The following is a 19657-nucleotide window of genomic DNA, read 5'->3' as shown; positions in this document are numbered from 1 at the left end:
ACGCCGGAGTGTCTCAGTCCGGCCGCTGACATCCGGAAGTACATCCGCTGTGACGCAGGTCGTTCACTTGACGTGGCCGTTCCGGGGAACCATGACTCCCATGACGGATCTCGGTCTGCCCGAAGGCATCCAGGCCTGCCTGTTCGACCTCGACGGCGTCGTCACCAAGACGGCCGCCGTGCACGCGGCCGCCTGGAAGGAGATGTTCGACGCCTTCCTGCGCGAACGCGAGGGCCCGGCCTTCCGGCCGTTCGACGCCGTCGAGGAGTACGACGAGTACGTCGACGGACGCCCCCGCGCCGACGGCGTCCGCACTTTCCTCGCCGCGCGCGGCATCGAACTGCCCGAGGGCACACCCGACGATCCACCGGACGCCGTCACCGTGCACGGCCTCGGCAACCGCAAGAACGTGCTGCTGCTGGAGAAGATCCGCACCGGCGGCGTCGAGGCCTACGACGGCACCCTGCGCTACATCGAGGCGGCCCGCGCCGCGGGCATGCGCACCGCGATCGTGTCCTCCAGCGCCAACTGCCGTGACGTGCTGCGCGCGATCGGCGCCGAGCACCTGTTCGACGTCCGGGTCGACGGGGTCGTGGCCGCCGAACGCGGGCTGCCCGGCAAGCCCCACCCCGACACCTTCCTCGCCGCCGCCCGCGACCTGGGCCTGGAGGCGAAGCAGGCGGCGGTGTTCGAGGACGCGCTGGCCGGCATGGACGCCGGCCGCTCCGGCGGCTTCGGCTATGTCGTCGGCATCGACCGCGTCGGCCAGACCGACGCCCTGTACAAGCACGGCGCGGACGTCGTCGTGCAGGACCTCGCCGAACTGGGAGGCAAGGCGTGATCACCCAACGCTCGTACGCCGTCGAGCCCTGGACCGTCCGCGAGACGTCCCTCGGCCTCGACGTCCTCGCACAGAGCGAGTCCGTGTTCGCGCTGTCCAACGGCCATGTCGGCTGGCGCGGCAACCTCGACGAGGGCGAGCCGCACGGACTGCCCGGCTCCTACCTCAACGGCGTCCACGAGGTGCACCCGCTGCCCTACGCCGAGGCGGGCTACGGCTACCCCGAGTCCGGGCAGACCGTCATCAACGTCACCAACGGCAAGGTGCTGCGGCTCCTCGTCGACGACGAGCCCTTCGACCTGCGCTACGGCCGCCTGGTCTCCCACGAGCGCACCCTGGACCTGCGCCGGGGCATCCTCACCCGGGTCTGTGAGTGGACCTCCCCGGCCGGCTCCACCATCCGCGTGCGCTCCACCCGCCTGGTCTCCCTCACCCAGCGCGCCATCGCCGCCATCTCCTACGAGGTGGAGCCCGTCGACTCCCGCGCCCGGGTGGTGATCCAGTCCGAGCTGGTCGCCAACGAGTCCCTGCCCGGCTCCAACGGCGACCCGCGCGCCGCGATGACCCTGAAGTCGCCGCTGGAGCCGGAGGAGGACTTCGCGTCCGGCACCCGGCTACGGCTGGTGCACCGCACCCGCAACAGCGGCCTCAGGGTCGCCGTCGCCGCCGATCACATCGTCGCCGGACCCGAGGGCACCACCACCGCCCGGGAGAGCGACGAGGACGTGGCCCGGCTCACCGTCACCTCCGTCCTGGAGCCCGGACAGAGCCTGCGCGTGCAGAAGTTCGTCGCCCACGGCTGGTCCGGCACCCGCTCCCGCCCGGCGATGAGCGACCAGGTCGACGCCGCGCTCGCCGCCGCCCGGCACAGCGGCTGGGAGGGCCTGCTCCAGGAACAGCAGGCGTACCTGGACGACTTCTGGGCCCGCGCCGACGTCGAGGTCGACGGTGACGAGGAGATCCAGCAGGCCGTCCGCTTCGCCCTCTTCCACGTCCTGCAGGCGGGCGCCCGCGCCGAGCAGCGCGCCATCCCCGCCAAGGGCCTGACCGGCTCCGGCTACGACGGCCACGCCTTCTGGGACACCGAGACGTTCGTGCTGCCGCTGCTCACCTACACCTCGCCCGACGCGGTCGCCGAGGCGCTGCGCTGGCGGCAGAACACCCTGCCCGCCGCCCGGGAGCGCGCCGCCCAGCTCGGCCTGCGCGGCGCCGCCTTCCCTTGGCGGACCATCGCCGGCTCGGAGGGCTCGGCCTACTGGCCCGCCGGCACGGCCGCCTTCCATGTCAACGCCGACATCGCCGACGCCGTGGTCCGCTACGTGGACGCCACCGGCGACACCGACTTCGAGCGCGAGACCGGCGTGGAGCTGCTGGTGGAGACCGCCCGGCTGTGGCGCTCGCTCGGCCATCACGACCCGCACGGCGTCTTCCACATCGACGGCGTCACCGGCCCGGACGAGTACAGCGCGGTCGCCGACGACAACACGTACACCAACCTCATGGCCCGCGCGAACCTGCTCGCCGCCGCCGACCTCGTCGCCCGCCACCCGAAACAGGCCGCGCAGCTCGGCGTGGACGACGAGGAGAGCGCCTCCTGGCGGGAGGCCGCCGCGGCCGTGCACATCCCGTACAACCGCGACCTCGGCGTCCACGAGCAGCACGCGGGCTTCACCCGCTATCAGCGCTGGGACTTCGAGAACACCAGCCCCGAGCAGTACCCGCTGCTGCTGAACTTCCCCTACTTCGACCTGTACCGCAAACAGGTCGTCAAGCAGGCCGACCTGGTCCTGGCGATGTACACCTGCCCCGACCACTTCGACGAGGAGCACATCGCCCGCAACTTCGCCTACTACGAGCCGCTGACCGTCCGCGACTCCTCCCTGTCTGCCTGCTGCCAGGCCGTCATCGCCGCCCAGGCGGGCCATCTCAAGCTCGCCTACGACTACACCACCGAAGCGGCGCTGATGGACCTGCACGACCTGGAGCACAACACCCGCGACGGACTGCACATCGCCTCCCTCGCCGGCACCTGGATGGCGCTGGTCGCCGGGTTCGGCGGCATGCGCCGGGACGCCGACGGGCTGCGGTTCGCGCCGCGCCTGCCGGAGACGCTCAGCCGTCTCGCCTTCTCCCTCCAGCTCCTCGGCCGCCGGCTGCGCGTGGAGATCACCCAGGACAAGACGACCTACACCCTGCTGTCCGGGGAGCCGCTGCGCATCCGCCACCACGGCGAAGTCCTCACCGTCGGCAGCGACGGACCCGCCGTACGCGCGGTCCCCGCACCCGTCGACCTCCCCGCCCCGGAGCAGCCCCGGCACCGCCGCCCCGACGTCCACTGACCGCACCTCACAAGGCCCCGCGGACCCGCCCCACCGGGACCGCGGGGCCTTCGCATGGCTGGATTCCATCGGTCAGTTGGCCGTACGGCATTCTGCACGGGCTGGGACCGTGGGTTACTTTTTGCTTGTTTTCCCACATCAGTCCGAACAGCGATGAGCCGTGTGCATCCATCGGGGAGGGGCCGAACCGATGGCCGACACCGCGAGCGCGACCCGCGCGACCCGCACCGAAACCCCGCGTCCGGCGAGACCAGGACCGGGCGCGACCGCACTGGTCGCGGGGGTCTTCGTCCTGGTCCAACTCCTGCTCGTCCCGCCCCGTATGGGCCTCGGCTGGGACGAGATCGTCTACGTCAGCCAGGTCGGCGACCACGCCCCCGCGGCCTTCTTCAGCGCACCCCGCGCCCGCGGTGTGACCCTGCTGGCCGCGCCCGTCGCCTCCTGGACGTCCTACACCACCCTGCTGCGGATCTACTTCACGATCCTCGCCGCACTCGGGCTGTATCTGGCCCTGCGCGCCTGGCGGGGCCTGTTCCCCGAGCGCGTCCTGGCCGCCGCGGGCGCCCTGTTCGCCTCCCTGTGGGTGACCGTCTTCTACGGCCCGCAGGCCATGCCCAACTACTGGGTCGCGATCGGCGCCCTGGTCTGCGCCGGCTGCGTGCTGCGGGTCCGCGCCGGTCAGGGCGGCCGCGCCGCGCTGTGGGCTGTCGCGGGCAGTGCCGCGCTGATGGCGCTGATGCGGCCCACGGACGCCGTCTGGGTGACCCTGCCACTCCTTGTTCTCGTCCTGGCGGTACGTCACCTGCGGCTGCTCGCCGCGCTCCTCGGCGGCCTCGCGGCCGGTGCCGCCGAGTGGGTGATCGAGGCGTACATCAGCTACGGCGGCCTCACCGAGCGCCTCGACGAGGCGTCCCGCATCCAGGGCGGGCTCGGCTGGAACATCGCCGTCGGCGACCAGCTGCGCAGCCTCACCGGGCGCGCCCTGTGCCGGCCCTGCACCGGCGACCTCCCCAACCCGGTGATCGTCGCGTGGTGGTTCACGCTGCCCGTGCTGGCCGGGCTCGGCCTGTGGCTCGCCGTCCGCGCCCGCCGTACCGAACGCACCCTCGTGCCGGTGGCCTGCGCCCTCACGGCGGGCATCCCGTACCTGTTCCTGATCGGCTACGCGGCGCCCCGCTTCCTGCTGCCCTTCTACGCCCTGCTGGCGATCCCCGTCGCCGACGCGCTGTGGCATCTGGTGCGGCGGCCCAGCGGCACTTGGCGGCCGGTCGCCGCGACGCTGGTCGCCGCCGCGCTCGCCGGACACCTGGCCGTGCAGGGCGCCGTGCTCCACAGCGTGGTGAGTCGTACCGTCGGCGCCCGCGGGGACTGGGCCCGCACCGCGGACGAACTGCACCGGCTCGGCGTCCGGCCACCGTGTCTGATCACCGGCTTCGAGTCCATCCCGCTCGGCTACTACACCGGCTGCGCCTCGGGCAACACCATCGGCCACAACGCCAACACCACCAAGGCGGCCATCCTGGAGGAGAGCCGCCGTCGTCCCGTCGCCACGATCGCCCGGACCGGCAGCACCCCGCCCCGCTACGCCCGCTCCTGGCCCCGCCACGGCTTCGCCGGGTTCGACCTCTACGTGGCCCCGTCGGCCCAGGCGGGAGGAGACGGTTGAGCGGGAAAACCGTATGAGAGGACGGACATACGCAGTCGGCGCCTCGGTGGACCCGAAAGGTTGAGCCGTATGACGACGCAGGAGTGCACCACCGCCACGACCGACAGCGTCGCCGCGGCCCCCGTCCGCAGACGCGCCTACTTGCACACCGCCGGTTCCCTGGCCGTCGTCCTGACCGCCGGCTTCCTCGCCCACCATCACTGGCCCGTCCTGCGCAGCGGCGCGGCACGGCTGGCCGTCGCCGACCAGGGCTGGCTGCTGGTGGGCGCGGCGGCGACCCTGCTGACCTGGGCGTGCTCGGCGCTCGCCCAGCAGGGCGCGGTGGCCGAGGCGCTGCCCGCCGGACGGCTGGTGGCCGTGCAGATCGCCGCGTCGGCCGCCAACCATGTGCTGCCCGCCGGTGTCGGGGCCGGCGCCGTCAACATGCGCTTCCTGATGCGCCGCGGCGTCCCGGCCGCCCGCGCGGCGACCGCGCTCGGGGTGAAGGCCGCCGCGAGCGCGCTGGTGCGGGGCGTCCTGATCGCCGTACTGGCCCTCGCCTGTCCGGGCGTGCTCCAGATGCCGCGCATCCCGCCGGTGGGCCTGACGGTGCCGCTCGCGGTGGCCGTCGTAGTGGCGCTGCTGCTGCGCACGCCGCTCGGGCCGCGCTGCCGTGGGGCGCTCGCCGCGGTGCGCGCCGACATCCGCCGGGTGCACACCCGGCCCGCCCGGGCCGCGGCCCTGTGGGGCGGCTCGCTGGCCTTCGCGCTGCTGCACGCGGTGGTGCTGATCGCGGTCACCCAGGCCATCGCCCTGCCGCTGCCGCCGGCCAGGGTCGCGCTGCTCTATCTCGCCGCGAGCAGCGCGGCCGCCCTGCTGCCCACACCCGGCGGGCTCGGCTCCCTGGACGCCGTGCTCGCCATCGCCCTCACCGCGGCCGGGGCACCGACCGCCGCGGCCGCCTCCGCCGTGCTGGGCTACCGGCTGCTGACGGTCTGGCTGCCGCTGGTCCCGGGCCTGCTGGTGCTGGGGGTGCTACTGCGCCGCCGGGCACTGTGAGGCGTGACGGAGTTTCCCGGCCGCCCGCGCCAGGTAGGACTGGGATGGCGGGACCGAGGCCGAGGGGGAGAGACATGGCGGCACACAGCGACACCGACGGCCGGCTGGGGGACGAGTTCTTCACCCCCAGCACGTCGTCGTTCACCGAGTTCCTGGGCGCCCACCGGCCCGAACTGCTCCCCACCCGGCCGCCGTTCCCGGACGGAGTGCGCGCCGCGGCCGACAGCCTCCCGCACGGCACGACCGTGCTCGCCCTCACCTACCGCGACGGCGTCCTCGTCGCCGGGGACCGGCGCGCCACCATGGGCAACCTCATCGCCCAGCGCGACCTGGAGAAGGTGCACCCGGCCGACGACCACACCGCGGTCGCCTTCGCCGGCACGGTCGGCCTGGCCGTGGACATGGTGAAGCTGTTCCAGGTCGAGCTGACGCACTTCGAGAAGATGGAGGGCGCGCCGATGACGCTGAACGCCAAGGCGTCCCGGCTCTCAAGCATGCTGCGGCAGAACCTCGGCCAGGCGATGCAGGGCCTCGCCGTCGTCCCCCTGCTCGCGGGCTACGACGTCACCCGCGACGAGGGTCGGCGCGGGCGCATCTTCTCCTTCGACGTCGTCGGCGGCACCTACGAGAAGGCCGACTTCCACGCCGAGGGTTCCGGATCGCCGTACGCCCGGGGCGCGTTGAAGAAGCTGTACCGGCCGGGGATGTCCCGGCGCGAGGCGGCGCTCGCCGCGCTCCAGGCGCTGTGGGACGCGGCCGACGACGACTCCGCGACCGGCGGCCCCGACCTGAACCGCGGGATCTTCCCGATCCTCTCCGTGATCACCGAGGACGGCTTCGAGCGGCTATCCGAGCAGGAGACGGAGCAGCTCACCCGGGAGATGGTCGAGCAGCGCCACAGCTGCCCCGACGGGCCGAACGCCACCCCGTGACGGGGGCGGCGCCCGGCCGGTCCGGTTCAGGGCGTGTACACCGCCGCGTGGTTGGTGGTGAACGCGTCGAGCTGTGAACTGCGGGCGCTGTAGAGCACCTTGGTCGCGGTGGTCGAGGCGTCCAGGACGACCTTGACGCCGAGGTTGGCGACGATGTTGTTGGTGGCCAGGTAGTTGGCGTCGCCGCCCTTGACCAGGATGATCGTCGGCGAGGCCCCCGAGGGCCGGATGTTCGCGGCGTCGACCTGGAAGGAGAACTGGTTGCCGATCACGGCGTTGTCGCTGCCGTCGATGTGCACCAGCCCGAACAGGTCGTCGTAGCGGGTGCTGGAGCCGTCGCCGTACACGCGCCGGAAGTGGTTGGAGCCGATCAGGCTGCCCGAACTGCCGCCGGTCAGCGCGATCATGGAGGGGAAGTTGCTCAGCAGCTTGTTCGAAGTGATCGTCGAGCGATGGCAGTTGGCCAGGGTGATGTTGCACGCCCACAGCACGCTGTTGCCGCTGATGAGGACGCCCTCTGCGTTCTCCGCGAACACCGAGTAGCCCGCCCAGGCGCTGATCAGGAAGTTGTTGGTGATCTTCGCGACCTGGGAGGCGCCGGTCAGCTCGATGCAACTGCCGCACTCGGCGACGAAGTTGTTGGTGAAGGACGGCGCGTCCGCGCCCTTCACGATCATCGCGTGCTCCAGGTAGACGAAGCCCATCCCCTCGAAGCGCAGCGAGTCGTTGTCGGACTGCACTGATATGCCGATCTTGGAGTTGCCGGGCGTGTACGGCTTCGACGAGGACACGCCGTCGATGCAGAAGTCCTGGAACACGACGGAGTTCAGCCGCCCGACGGTCCCCGGCGCCCCGGTGCGCTGCACCAGGAACGCCTCCCGGTGCCCGTCGGTGTTCTTCACCCGGACATGACTGGCCCCGGGCTGCACCTCCACCCATGACCCGGTGGCGGACTCGTCGCGGATCGCCTCGGACAGGAAGCCGTGCCCGGAGCCCTTGATCTGCAGGAAGCTGATGTCGATCACGACCCGGGTGAGCAGGTCGTAGTGGCCCGGCGGGATGTAGATCACCGCGCCCGGTCTGCTGTTCTGGGTGGTCTGCTTCGCCTTGATGTCGGCGATGATCTCGTTAATTACCCTGCCGATGTCGGTGTACGGGGAGACCGACGCTCCCGGCCAGGTGGTGACGTCGTAGACGGTGTCTGCCATGGGGTTCCTTCCGATGCGGGCGGCGGATCAGAGCAGGCCGACGATGGCCCCGTACGAGGGGTGGCGCGGGGGTGCCGTGGGCCTGTTCGGCGGGAGCGGGCGCTCGGCGGCCTGGGCCTGGGCCTGCGCCGGGCGGCCGAGCACCGGCCCGGCGAGCGCGGCCAGCGCGGCCGCACGCAGCACGGACCTGCGGGCGAGGGGTTTCTCAGCGGGCATGGCTGCTCCTGAGGAGAAGGGCGGGGTTCAGCGGACGGCGCCGGCGGTCATGCCGGCGATGACCTGCTTCTGGAAGGCCGCGTACAGGGCCAGTTGGGGCAGCAGGACGAGGGTGGCGGACGCCATCATGGCGCCGTGGTCGACGCTGTAGATGCCCTGGAACTGGGACACCCCCAGCGAGACCGTGGTCAGCGTCGGGTCGTTGATGAGCGTCACCGCGAAGGGGAACTCGTTCCAGACGTAGACGACGTTGAGGATCGCCAGCGTGGCGACGACCGGCCGCATCAGCGGGAACACCACCCGCCAGGCCATCCGCCACAGCCCGACCCCGTCCATCACGGCGGCCTGTTCGACCTCCTCGGGGAAGTCCCGCAGGAAGCCGGTCAGCAGCAGGATGTTGAACGGGATCGTGACCGCGATGTACGGCAGGATCAGCGCCAGGTGCGTGCCGAACAGGCCGAGCGCGATGTCGATCCGGTACACCGGGAACAGCAGCACATAGACGGGGACGGCGAGCCCGGCCAGGAAGTAGTAGCGCAGGGTGGACTGCACGCGCCTGCGGCGCAGGACCATCCGGGTCAGCGCGAAGGCCGCCAGGTAGGACACGAACAGCCCGGCCGTGACGGAGACGACCGCCAGGATCAGCGTGTTCTTGTACATCACCAGCAGGTTCAGCGTCTGAAGCGCCCGCTCGTAGTTGCCCAGCGTGAGATCGCCGAGGGAGAACGAACGGCCCAGGATGCGGTCGTTGCTCTGGAAGGACAGCAGCACGATCCACAGCAGCGGGAAGAGGATCACGAAGGTGATCAGATAGGCGGCCGCCGACGCCACGAGCCGGCCGCGCCGGAGGCGGCGTGGAGGCAGCGCCCGGCCCGGGGCTGACGCCGGCCGCGTGGCGGCCCTCGGGCGCGTCTTGACGATGCTCAACGTCCGCTCCTCTTCTCGCGGTTGCCGAGGAAGGTGGCCGCCGAGGCGAGCGCGCCGACGGCGAAGACCACCACGGCCAGCGCCATGCCGTAGCCGTACTGCTGGGTGGTGAAGGTGACGTGGTACATGTAGCTGACCAGCACCTCGGACAGATGGACCGGGCCGCCGCCGGTCAGCGCGTAGACCAGCTCGAACACCTTGAACACACCGGTGACGACCAGCGCGGTCACGATGCCGAACGTCTCGCGCAGCATGGGCACCTGAATGTGCCTCAGCTGCTGCCACCGGGTGGCGCCGTCTAGGCTGGAGGCCTCCAGCACATCGCGGGGCAGCATGCGCAGACCGGCGTAGAAGACGGTGAGGACGAAGCCGATCTGCTGCCAGAGATAGACGAAGCCGATCGAGTAGGGACTGAGGGTCGGGCCGCCGATCCACTGCGGGTGGGCCGGGACGCCGATCGCCAGCAGGAAGGCGTTGAGCAGACCGATCTGCGGATCCAGGATGAAGATCCACACCAGGCCGACCAGGATCGGCGCCACGATCGCCGGCGCGAACACCAGCGCCCGCAGCGCCCCGCTGCCCCGCACCCCGCCGCTGAGCAGCACCGCGAGCAGGAAGCCCAGCGGGATCAGCAGGAACAGGGCGATGCCGAGGACGATCCCGGTGTTGCGCAGGGAGGTCCAGAAGGCCGGGTCGTCGGCCATGTGGCGGTAGTTGTCCAGGCCCGTGAAGGCGGTGGCGCTCACGCCGTCGTAGTCGGTGACGCTGTAGAAGAGGGAGTACAGGATCGGGAAGATCATGTACAGGCTGTAGAGGAGCAGGGCCGGCGCGACCAGGAGCGCGAAGTGCCGGCGTGTGGTGAGCCAGTTCATTGCGTCCCGGGCCTCACTTGAGGGACTTCTGCACGCTGCGCGCGGCCTCTTGCGGGCTGAGGCTGCCGCTCATCACGCCGTAGAAGCTGTCGTACATCGCGCTGGCGGTGGCCGCCGACACGACCAGGTCGGGCTGCGCGGCGGGGCTCTTCCAGCCGGGCTTGGCCGCCTCGTCGAGGACGGCGGCGAAGACCGGGTGCTTCCTCGGATCGACCTGGGGCCGGTACGTGGTCACCGGCGGCTGGGCGTTGTCGACGAGGATCTGCTGGCCCTCGTCGCTGTAGTAGAACTGGATGAAGGCCTTCACGGCCGCGTACTTCTTCTTGTCCTCCTTCACCTTCGCGCTCACCACGAAGGGTGCGGACGGCACGTTCATCACCAGCTTCTGCTCGCCGACCCCGTCGGCGAAGGTGGGCCCCGCCCAGAAGCCGGTGCTCCTGCCGACCCCGCTCTTCTCGATCTTGGCGGCCTCCCAGACACCGGCGTCCAGAAAGGCGGCCTTGCCTGCCGTGTAGGAGGCGACCGCCTGGGCGTACGTCTGCGTCGTCATGTTCTCCGGGAAGGCGCCGGCCTCGGCCAGCTCGCGCACATGCCCGTACAGGCGCAGGAAGTCGGGGTTGTCGTAGCGGGCGTTGCCCGCGAGGATCGCCGGGTACTTCTGCTCGTAGCCGAAGCGGTCGAGCATCGTCAGGAACGCCCACACGCTGAACGCCGAGCTGTTGGCGCCCTGCGCGATCGGCACGACGCCCTCCTCCTTCAACTTCTTCACGGCGGCGAGGAGTTCGTCGAAGGTCTCCGGCAGGGCGATGCCGTGCTCGTCCAGGAGCGCCTTGTTGTAGTAGAAGCCGGTGACCAGGGCCTGGTAGGGGACGCCGTACTGGATGCCGTCCCCGCTGCGGAAGGCGGCCAGCATGCTCAGGGAGAACTTCGCCTCCAGGTTCTTCTCCTGGAGGATCGGCGTCAGGTCGAGCAGGTCGCCGTCCTTGACCATCGTCTTCGCCAGCGAGTCGTAGACCCAGAAGATCTCCGGCAGGGTGTCGCTCTGCGCGGCGATCGTCATGCGCTGCTCGTGCTGTTCGACCGGCTGGCCCTCCAGCCGGATCTTCAGGTCGGGGTGGCGGGAGTTGAACTCCTCGACCAGCTGCCAGGTCGCCGGGTCCTGCGTCCTGCTGTCGGGGTTGTGCATGGACAGCGTGATCACGCCGTCGGAGGCGGCGCCGCCGGTGTTCGTCGCCGAGCCGCAGGCCGTCGCCAGCAGGGCGGTCGCCGTGGCCATGATCAGGAGCCGGCCGCGGGGTTTTCTGGCAGGGGGAGTCGCCATGGTGCAGAGCCTTCCGGTCGAGATGCCGTACTGCTGCAGTGCTGCGCGCAAACGTTTCGATGAAAAGTACTCAGGAGGCGAGGTGTGTCAAGAGTGTGTGTCGCGGTTGTTTCCCGGGGAGTTGGCACAACACGCCGCTGATCTGGCTGTCCTCGGCATTGACGAGGTCCGTCGACCGTGCGATCGTCAGCGCAAACGTTTCGACGTAGTCGGAGGAGGCCACTCACCCGTGGCGACGATCAACGACGTGGCGCGCATGGCGGGCGTGTCCACGTCCACCGTGTCCCATGTCATCAACGGCACCCGGCCCGTCCGCGAGGAGACCCGGCTGCGGGTCGAGGAGGCCGTACGGGCGACCGGATACCGGCGGGACGGGCTGGCGCGTGCGCTGCGCCGCAACCGTACCGACTCCATCGGGCTGATCGTCTCCGACGTGTCCGAACCGGCCTTCGCCGCGATGGCCCGGGGCGTCGAACGGGAGGCCACGGCCGCCGGCTACACCGTCCTGCTCGCCAACTCCGGCGAGGACCCCGACCTGGAGGCCCGCATCCTCCAGGTGCTCACCGAGCGCCGGGTCGACGGACTGGTCGTCGCCCCGGTGGCCCGCTCGCGCAGCGAGGAGATCGCCGCCGTGCTGGAGCAGGGCACACCCGTGGTGGTGATGGACCGTCTCGGCGGGGTGCGCGCCGACCAGGTGGGTGTGGAGAACACCGCGCCCATGCGGGAACTGGTGCTGCACCTGGTGGCGCACGGCCACCGCAGGATCGCGCTCGCCGCCGGGGACACCGGCGTGCCGACCATCGCCGAGCGCCGGCGCGGCTACCGGGAGGCGCTCGCCGAGGCGGGCATCGAGCCCGACGCCGGCCTGGTCGTCGAGGGGAGCGGGCTGGCGGACGAGACACGGGAGCGGGCACGGGACGTGCTGCGCGGCGCGGACGCTCCGACGGCCGTGGTCGCCGCCAGTACCGAGACGGCCGTAGGAGTGCTGGAGGCGGCCAAGGAACTGGGACTGGCCGTCCCCGACGATCTCGCCTTCGCCACCTTCGACGGCTTCCCGCACGCCGACCTGTTCCGCCCCGGCATCACCACCGTCGCCCAGCCCGCCCAGGACATCGGGGCCACGGCGATGCAGCTGCTGCTCAGCCGGATCGACGGCTCGCTCGCCGCCACCGCCCGGCACCGGTCGATCCGGCTGGAGCCGGAGACGACGTACCGCGAGTCGTGCGGCTGCTGAGGCTTCCGCGAAGGCGCTGCTGAGGCTTTGCGAAGCGGCTGCTGAGACTTTTTGCCAAGGGGCGGCGGGAGAGGTCCAGTCTCCCGCCGCCCGAGTTCAGCGACGAACCATCACTGAAGGGACCACTCTCTCATGCTGCTCGACCACCTCTCCCGGCCGGTGAGAGCCCGTACCGCCCGTGTCTCCAGCTGGGACCAGCGGGGTCGCAACCAGGACTACTGGACGACCCCGGCGAAGTCCTCCCGGGTGCTGGCCGACCTGGAGGGACCCGGCCGTATCACCCACATCTGGATGACCCAGTTCTGCCGCCGCACGCTCGGCCCCGGCCTGATCGACCCGCTGGAGGCCGACACCGTCGCCCCGGTCATGGAGATCCACAACGCGCTCGGCGTCAACTGGGAGGAGCCGGACCCCGACTACTACCGCAAGGTCCTGATCCGTATCACCTGGGACGACGAGGAGGAGCCGGCCGTCCTCGTCCCGCTCGGCGACTTCTTCGGCATCGGCCACTGTCTGCCCAACAGCTACCAGTCGGCCCTGTTCACCGTCTCCGCCAAGCCCGAGGAGTCCCTCGTCTTCGGCGGCAGCGCCGCCCTGAACTGCTGGGCGCCCATGCCGTTCAACAAGCGGGCCCGCATCGAGCTGGTCAACGACAACGACCTGCCGATCCAGCAGTACTTCTACATCGACTACGAGCTGCTGCCCTACGAACTCCCCGAGGACACCCTCTACTTCCACGCCCGCTTCCACCGCAGCAACCCCTGCAACGGCTGGGCCCCCGACATCCAGACCAACAGCCCCGAGGTCAACATCGCCGACCTGACCGGCGAGGACAACTACGTCATCCTCGACACCGAGGGCAGGGGCCACTACGTCGGCTGCAACCTCTCCGTCCACCACCGGCAGGGCAGTTGGTGGGGCGAGGGCAACGACATGATCTGGATCGACGACGACTTCCTGCCCGACGGCTCCACCAGCTGGCCGCCCTCCCTGCACGGCACCGGCACCGAGGACTACTTCAACCACGCCTGGGGGATGCAGAAGAACGCCTACCTCTACCACGGCGCGATCGTGCACGAGGCCGACGTCCCCGGATACTCCGTCAACTACCGCTTCCACGTGGCCGACCCGGTCCGCTTCGAGGAGCGCATCAAGGTCTCGATCGAGCACGGCCACGGCAACCATCTCGCCGACGACTGGGCGTCCACGGCGTACTGGTACCAGACCCTGCCCTCCCCGAAGGCCACGATCCCGCCGCTGGAGCAGCGGCTGCCCGTCCGGCCGGCGGGACAGCCGATGCCGGCCGCCGCGCCGCGCTCGGGCGCGGTCGCCGAGGAGATCGCCGTGATGCGCGAGAGGTACCGGGCCCGCTTTGAGCGCCACATGGAGCACCTCGCCGAACGCACCCGGCAGCGCGGCGAGCGCTCCTTGCAGGAGTCCGAGGCCAACATCAAGCAGGCCGCCGCGGTCCGCCGCCGCTACGACGAGCGCGCCGATGACTGAGACCCCCCTGCGGCCGGCCGTGACGCTCGACCCGCACTTTCCCGCCGTGCACCTGCGGCCGCCCGCGAACTGGCTCAACGACCCCAACGGGCTGGTGTTCCACGACGGTTGTTACCACGTCTACTTCCAGTACAACCCGCACAGCGCCCGCCACGCCGACATGCACTGGGGTCACTTCCGCAGCCGCGACCTGCTCCACTGGGAGGCCCTCCCGGTCGCCCTCGCCCCCACACCCGGCGGCGACGACGAGGGCGGCGTCTGGTCCGGCAACGCCGTGTCCCACGAGGGGCGGCTGACCGCCTTCTACTCCGCACGTCACCCGGACCGGTGGCACCAGCCGGTGACCTCCGCGGTGTCGACCGACGGCGGTACGACCTTCACCAAGCGCGGCCGGCTGCTGATCCCCGAACCGCCCGACGGCACGGTCATGTTCCGCGACCCCTATGTCTGGCGCGACGGCGACCGCTGGCGGATGCTCGTCGGCGCCGGACTCGCCGACGGCCGGGGTGCCGCCCTGGAGTACGACTCCGACGACCTGGAGGACTGGCGGTACCGGGGCGTCTTCCTGGCCCGCGCGCCACAGCCACTGGGCGACGGCCGGGACACCGAGGAGGGCTGGGAGTGCGCCCAGTACGCCTCCTTCCCCGACGGCAGCGGGGCCGTCCTGGTCAGTGCCTGGGACCCGGAGGAGGGCGCGAGCTGCACGGCGTACTTCCCGGGCCGGGAGAGCGACGGCACCTTCCGGGCGGGCGAGGCCCGACTCCTCGACCACGGCCCCGACTTCTACGCCCCCGCCCTGCTGCGCGCCCCCGACGGGCGGCTGCTGATGTGGGCGTGGCTCTGGGAGGCCCGGGACGCGGAGCGGGTCGGCGCGCCGAGCGGCTGGACCGACGAGGCGGGCTGGGCGGGGATGCTGTCGCTGCCCCGCGAACTGACCGCCGCCGAGGACGGCACCCTGCGCCAGCGGCCCGCCCGCGAACTGACCGCCCTGCGCCGGGACCGACGGATCGACGCGGCCGGAGAGGTGACACCGGGCGACGCGGTGGAGCTGGGTTCCGTCTCCCGCGCCGCCGATGTGACGGCCCGGCTGGGCCGCGGCGCCCGGCTGCGGCTGCTCACCTCCGCCGACGGCGCCGAGTACCTCGACCTCGTGCACGACCCCGGCACCGGCGAGCTCATCGTCGACCGCGACCACGCCTCGCTCGACCCGCGCGCCCGGCGGGGCCGGTGGCGGCTGCCCCCGGAGGGCGCGACGGCCGAGCTGCGGCTGCTGATCGACCACTCCGCCGTGGAGGTCTTCACCGCCGAGGGCCGCACCCTCACCCTGCGCTTCTACCCGGTGGGGAAGGGTCCCTGGCGGCTGCGGGCGGACACCGTGGGGGAGCGGCGGGCTGCGTACGAGGTGCGCGCCTGGGACCTGTGACGGGTGGCCTGTGACGTGAGGGGCGTACGAGCCCTGTCGAGGTTTCGGACGCTGTCACGGGAAACGCGGAAGGGGACGCCGGGAACAGGCCCGGCGTCCCCGGCCCAGCCGTGAGGGAGGCAGCAGCCATGGCGAGTGAACAGGGTGAGCCCGAACCGATGGCCGACGACGCCTACCAGCCCACGGGCGACAACGAGGAACAGCAGGACGCGGCCCCGCTCGACCCGGAGGACACCCTGGACGAACCCACCTACGACGAGACGCTCGACCGCGGCTACTCCCCGCCCGAACGGCCGCTCGGTGTCACCAAGCACGGCACCACGGCCGCCGAACAGCGCGAAGGGGAGAGCCTCGACGAGCGACTGGCACAGGAGAGGCCGGAGCGCGACGCCTGACCAGCGGGAGTTCTCCGACCTGAGGCGTCGAATATCGCGTGCGGTGCGGCCGGCCGGCGATGCAGACTCGCTGCATGGCGGACATAGAGGCGTTCCGGGACGCGGTCACCGTATGGGCGAGCGGCGGTTCCGGCGAAGCGGCGGCGGAACTGGCCGGGCAGTCGGGCGTGCGGAGCGCGGTGCTGCTGGAGGGGCTCAGCGATCTCGCGGCCGTCGAGGCGCTGGCGGCAGGGCGCGGCCGGGACCTCGCCGACGAGGGGGTGTGCGCCCTGTCGATGGGCGGCGCGATGAACGTCGGCCGCTACACCGAGCTGCTGGGACCGCCCGGGCTCGGGCTGCGCCTGGCCGGTCTGTGCGACGAGCGCGAGCAGCCCTTCTACGACCGGGCCCTGACGCGCGTGGGCGCACCGCACGAGGGCTTCTTCGTGTGCGTGCGCGACCTGGAGGACGAGCTGATCCGCGCACTGGGCACGGAGAAGGTCGAGGAGATCGTGCGGGAGGAGGGCGACCTGCGGGCCTGGCAGACCTTCCTGCACCAGCCCGCGCAGCACGGCAGGCCCCGGCATCTCCAGCTGCGGCGCTTCCTCGGCACGAAGAAGGGCCGCAAGATCCGCTACGGCCGTCTGCTGGTCGAGGCACTCGGACCCGGGCAGGTGCCGGCCCCGCTGGACGACCTTCTCGTGAGCCTGTGACCGACGCCGTCGCGCGCGGTCACAGGCTCACGTCCTGCCTGCGTGCTGCCTCAGGGGAGCAGCTTGTCGAGGGCTGCGGGACCCTCTTGCGCCAGCTTCCGCTTCGCCCACTCCAGGTTTCGCGGAGTGAGGTCCTTGCCCGAGGCGAGGACGATGTCTTCCGCCGACACATCGACGCCGGTGCGGGTGTGGAGGAGGTTGTCCGGAGTGGCGCGGTCCGGACGCCAGGACGCCTCGGGCTGAGAACCTTCGGGCTGTGAAGTAGACATGATCGGTGCTCCTCCGGTCAGGGAGTGTGCTGCGGCCCCGCAGAGTCTTCGGGTCCACTAACACCATTCAACGCCTCGGCCCGAAATGCATCTGGAGAACCATCCAGAGACTGTCGGAAGAACACTCAGCGCACCCGCGCCGCGATCGTCCGCGCGCTCTCCACCGACTCGGTGTGCGCGGTGTCGATCTCGAGGTCGTACGTCACGCCGCGGTGGACCAGTTCGGCCTGCTGCGCGGCCATGCCGACGACGCGGTCGCCGCGCGCCAGTTCACGGCCCGCGGCGACCTCGGGCGCGCAGCGCACGCCGACCCACAGCACGTCCAGGCCGCTCAGTGCCTTCTGCCAGCGACGCTGGGAGTCGGCGCCGCCGAGGAACACGTCGTCGAGGATCACCCGGGCCCCGGCGCGGACCATGGCGGCCACGCCCTCCAGCCAGGCCGCCTCCAGCGCCATGAAGTCGGCGCCGACGCTGACCGTGCCGTCCGGGCCGATGTCGAGGCCGGTGTCGGAGTTCTGCAGGGCGGCGGGCAGCGCGTCGACGAAGGTGTCGACACTGAGCGCCAGCCACGGACCCGGCAGCACGGCCTGCAGACAGCGCACGATGCCGGTCTTGCCGGAGCTGGAACCGCCGTTGAGGAAGATCACCTGAGTTGCCACCGCGCCACGATAGAGGCGCACGGCGTCCGCTCCCACCGGATTTCGTTCAGCCCTCGTCGGTGTTCAGCAGCCCTTCCGCCTCGGCGAGGATCTCCGTGACCCGCAGTCCGAACGCGGCGTCGCACGGATGCGGGCGGCCCGTGCGGGCGGCGGCCAGCAGCGCGTCGGCGGCCCGGGACAGCGCGGGCACCGGACCGTCGCCGCCGCTGGGCAGCCGGGCGACCCCGGCCGAGCCGCGCAGTTCCACCTCGGCGCCGGCCGCCGCGGGCGGGGCGGTGAGGCTGAGGGTGACCGAGCTGAAGGCGCCGCCGTCGTGCTCGACGACGAGGTGGGCCGTGTCCCCGGGGCCGTAGGCGGCGGCCGCCACCCGCACGGCGTCGCCGAGCACCGGCAGCAGCACGGACAGGGCGTGCGGGCCCACGTCCCACAGGGCGCCCTTCTCGCGTCGCCAGGGGGAGTGGGCGAACGGGCTGTCGCCACCGCCGAAGACCGACCCGAGCCACTGGGCCCGCGCGGTGAACCAGCCCTCCTCGGCGGCCTGTTCGGTGATCCAGGTGGCGGCCGCCGGCTGGAACCGGGTCGTGAAGAAGACGACCGACGCCACCTGTGCCTCCCGCGCGGCCTCGGCCACGGCCCGCGCCTGCGGCACCGTCGCCGCCAGCGGCTTGTCGAGCAGCAGATGGCGTCCCGCCCGGGCCGCCCGCACCGCGAGGTCGGCCTGCACACCCGGCGGCAGCGCCACCGCGACGGCGTCCACGTCGGCGAGGAGCGCGTCGACATCGTCGTACGCACGCGCCCCGTGCCGGCCCGCCAGCTCCTTGGCGGCGTCGGGGCGGCGCCCCCACACGCCCGTGAGGTCCAGCTGAGGGTGTGCCGCCAGGGCGGGCGCGTGGGCCATCTGCGCCCAGGGGCCGGTGCCGAGCAGTCCGATGCGCATACCGCCGCCTCTCCACGGTGCCGAGCGGGGACCGGCGGCCGGGCCACCGGTTCGCAGGCGAGCGTGCCACACGCCCCGGCCGCAGGCCCAGCCCCTCGGCGTGGGCGGCCGGGGGGCGCAACGACGCACGACCGGTGATTTCGCCGGTGGCGGCGGACGCGGAGGCACCGACAGTGGCAGTCGTCGACCGACGCGTACATGCCACCCAGTCGGTTCGACAGGCACATCTCCCCAAGATCCACGACCGAGAGGACGACTCGTCGTGCAGCATCCCCACACCCCCACCCACCGCAGAACCCGTCGCCTGGCCGGGACGGTCGCCGCCCTCGCGGCCGTCATCGGGCTCGGCACCCTGTCCGGACCCGGCGCCCACGCGGCCGACAACCCCTACGAGCGCGGCCCCGCCCCGACCACCTCGAGCATCGAGGCGCTGCGCGGCCCCTACGCGGTCTCCGAGGCGTCGGTGTCGTCGCTGCTGGTGACGGACTTCGGCGGCGGCACCATCTACTACCCCACCAGCACCGCCGACGGCACCTTCGGCGCGATCGCGATCTCGCCCGGCTACACCGGCACCCAGTCCTCCATCTCCTGGCTGGGCCCCCGGCTGGCCTCCCAGGGCTTCGTGGTGTTCACCATCGACACCCTCACCACCCTCGACCAGCCCGACTCACGCGGGCGCCAGCTGCTCGCCGCTCTGGACTACCTCACCCAGCGCAGCTCCGTGCGCTCCCGCATCGACACCGGCCGGCTCGGCGTGATGGGCCACTCCATGGGCGGCGGCGGCAGCCTGGAGGCCGCGAAGGACCGGCCGTCCCTCCAGGCGGCGATCCCGCTGACCCCGTGGAACCTCGACAAGACCTGGCCCGAGGTCACCACGCCGACGCTGATCTTCGGCGCCGACGGCGACACGATCGCGCCGGTCGCCAGCCACGCCGAGCCCTTCTACAGCAGCCTGCCCTCCGGCACGGACCGGGCCTACCTGGAGCTCAACAACGCCACGCACTTCTCGCCGAACACGTCCAACACCACGATCGCGAAGTACAGCATTTCCTGGCTGAAGCGGTTCATCGACAACGACACCCGCTACGAGCAGTTCCTGTGCCCGCTGCCCCGGCCGAGCCTGACGATCGAGGAGTACCGCGGCAACTGCCCGCACGCCTCCTGACCGCTTCGGCGGCTGTGCCG

General features: G+C 71.6%; 18 protein-coding genes and 1 pseudogene. 11 read left to right on the top strand and 8 right to left on the bottom strand.

What is annotated here, in order from left to right; all coding sequences use genetic code 11:
• Nucleotides 1-100: 100 nt before the first annotated feature.
• The 5 genes from RKD23_RS04080 to prcB all read left to right on the top strand — a co-directional run bounded on the left by RKD23_RS04080 (nt 101) and on the right by prcB (nt 6816).
• A complete protein-coding gene (locus RKD23_RS04080; RefSeq protein WP_424852350.1) occupies nt 101-841 on the top strand; it encodes an HAD family hydrolase in 741 nt (246 codons plus the stop codon).
• A complete protein-coding gene (locus RKD23_RS04075) occupies nt 838-3180 on the top strand; it encodes a glycoside hydrolase family 65 protein (RefSeq protein ID WP_424852349.1) in 2343 nt (780 codons plus the stop codon). The genes RKD23_RS04080 and RKD23_RS04075 overlap by 4 nt, the downstream gene beginning before the upstream one ends.
• Nucleotides 3181-3370: 190 nt before the next feature.
• Nucleotides 3371-4846 carry a hypothetical protein gene (locus RKD23_RS04070; RefSeq protein ID WP_424852348.1) on the top strand — a complete coding sequence of 492 codons (1476 nt, stop codon included), beginning with the start codon at nt 3371-3373 and terminating at the stop codon, nt 4844-4846.
• A gap of 69 nt (nt 4847-4915) precedes the next feature.
• Entirely contained in the window at nt 4916-5884 is a 969-nt protein-coding gene (locus RKD23_RS04065; protein WP_424852347.1) for a lysylphosphatidylglycerol synthase transmembrane domain-containing protein, read from the top strand.
• A 74-nt stretch (nt 5885-5958) separates the two neighbouring features.
• Nucleotides 5959-6816 carry a proteasome subunit beta gene (prcB, locus tag RKD23_RS04060; RefSeq protein WP_424852346.1) on the top strand — a complete coding sequence of 286 codons (858 nt, stop codon included), beginning with the start codon at nt 5959-5961 and terminating at the stop codon, nt 6814-6816.
• Between the two features lie 26 nt (nt 6817-6842).
• On the opposite strand, the gene RKD23_RS04055 is transcribed toward prcB, so the two are convergent.
• From RKD23_RS04055 to RKD23_RS04035, 5 genes are read right to left on the bottom strand one after another with little or no spacing between them, the layout of a single operon-like run.
• The gene (locus RKD23_RS04055; RefSeq protein ID WP_424852345.1) at nt 6843-8024 is read right to left on the bottom strand and encodes a NosD domain-containing protein; all 1182 of its coding nucleotides are present in this window, start codon (nt 8022-8024) and stop codon (nt 6843-6845) included.
• Nucleotides 8025-8051: 27 nt separating this feature from the next.
• The gene (locus tag RKD23_RS04050) at nt 8052-8240 is read right to left on the bottom strand and encodes a hypothetical protein (RefSeq protein ID WP_424852344.1); all 189 of its coding nucleotides are present in this window, start codon (nt 8238-8240) and stop codon (nt 8052-8054) included.
• A 27-nt stretch (nt 8241-8267) separates the two neighbouring features.
• Nucleotides 8268-9167 (bottom strand): carbohydrate ABC transporter permease, encoded by a 900-nt coding sequence (locus RKD23_RS04045; protein ID WP_424852343.1) that lies wholly within the window; start codon nt 9165-9167, stop codon nt 8268-8270.
• Nucleotides 9164-10039, bottom strand: a complete 876-nt coding sequence (locus tag RKD23_RS04040; RefSeq protein WP_424852342.1) for a carbohydrate ABC transporter permease — start codon at nt 10037-10039, stop codon at nt 9164-9166. The genes RKD23_RS04045 and RKD23_RS04040 overlap by 4 nt, the downstream gene beginning before the upstream one ends.
• A gap of 13 nt (nt 10040-10052) precedes the next feature.
• Nucleotides 10053-11360 carry an ABC transporter substrate-binding protein gene (locus RKD23_RS04035; RefSeq protein ID WP_424852341.1) on the bottom strand — a complete coding sequence of 436 codons (1308 nt, stop codon included), beginning with the start codon at nt 11358-11360 and terminating at the stop codon, nt 10053-10055.
• Between the two features lie 229 nt (nt 11361-11589).
• Between RKD23_RS04035 and RKD23_RS04030 the strand changes: the two genes are divergently transcribed.
• The 5 genes and pseudogenes from RKD23_RS04030 (at nt 11590) to RKD23_RS04010 (ending at nt 16607) form a co-directional block, all read left to right on the top strand.
• Nucleotides 11590-12594, top strand: a complete 1005-nt coding sequence (locus RKD23_RS04030; RefSeq protein WP_424852340.1) for a LacI family DNA-binding transcriptional regulator — start codon at nt 11590-11592, stop codon at nt 12592-12594.
• 132 nt (nt 12595-12726) lie between these two features.
• The gene (locus RKD23_RS04025; protein ID WP_424852339.1) at nt 12727-14097 is read left to right on the top strand and encodes a glycoside hydrolase family 172 protein; all 1371 of its coding nucleotides are present in this window, start codon (nt 12727-12729) and stop codon (nt 14095-14097) included.
• Nucleotides 14090-15520, top strand: coding sequence for a glycoside hydrolase family 32 protein (locus tag RKD23_RS04020; RefSeq protein ID WP_424852338.1), 1431 nt, complete (start codon nt 14090-14092; stop codon nt 15518-15520). Before RKD23_RS04025 ends, RKD23_RS04020 begins: the two co-directional genes overlap by 8 nt.
• Nucleotides 15521-15648: 128 nt before the next feature.
• Nucleotides 15649-15912: pseudogene (locus RKD23_RS04015) on the top strand (DUF5709 domain-containing protein); the annotation flags it as partial.
• 77 nt (nt 15913-15989) lie between these two features.
• A complete protein-coding gene (locus RKD23_RS04010) occupies nt 15990-16607 on the top strand; it encodes a TOPRIM nucleotidyl transferase/hydrolase domain-containing protein (RefSeq protein WP_424852337.1) in 618 nt (205 codons plus the stop codon).
• A 50-nt stretch (nt 16608-16657) separates the two neighbouring features.
• Here RKD23_RS04010 and RKD23_RS04005 read toward each other — a convergent pair whose 3' ends face one another.
• From RKD23_RS04005 to RKD23_RS03995, 3 genes are all read right to left on the bottom strand, one after another.
• Nucleotides 16658-16876: a hypothetical protein gene (locus tag RKD23_RS04005; protein ID WP_404030770.1), complete on the bottom strand. Its 219-nt coding sequence runs from the start codon at nt 16874-16876 to the stop codon at nt 16658-16660.
• Nucleotides 16877-17001: 125 nt separating this feature from the next.
• Entirely contained in the window at nt 17002-17535 is a 534-nt protein-coding gene (cpt, locus tag RKD23_RS04000) for a chloramphenicol phosphotransferase CPT (RefSeq protein ID WP_424852336.1), read from the bottom strand.
• Between the two features lie 46 nt (nt 17536-17581).
• Nucleotides 17582-18472, bottom strand: a complete 891-nt coding sequence (locus RKD23_RS03995) for a Gfo/Idh/MocA family protein (RefSeq protein ID WP_424852335.1) — start codon at nt 18470-18472, stop codon at nt 17582-17584.
• A gap of 262 nt (nt 18473-18734) precedes the next feature.
• Here RKD23_RS03995 and RKD23_RS03990 point away from each other — a divergent pair, with 262 nt between their 5' ends.
• Nucleotides 18735-19637: a dienelactone hydrolase family protein gene (locus tag RKD23_RS03990; RefSeq protein WP_424852334.1), complete on the top strand. Its 903-nt coding sequence runs from the start codon at nt 18735-18737 to the stop codon at nt 19635-19637.
• Nucleotides 19638-19657: the final 20 nt, after the last annotated feature.

It is taken from the genome of Streptomyces sp. SAI-170 (assembly GCF_049739565.1).
In the GTDB taxonomy this organism is placed as follows: domain Bacteria; phylum Actinomycetota; class Actinomycetes; order Streptomycetales; family Streptomycetaceae; genus Streptomyces.
This window is presented reverse-complemented; position numbering and strand designations above follow the sequence as displayed.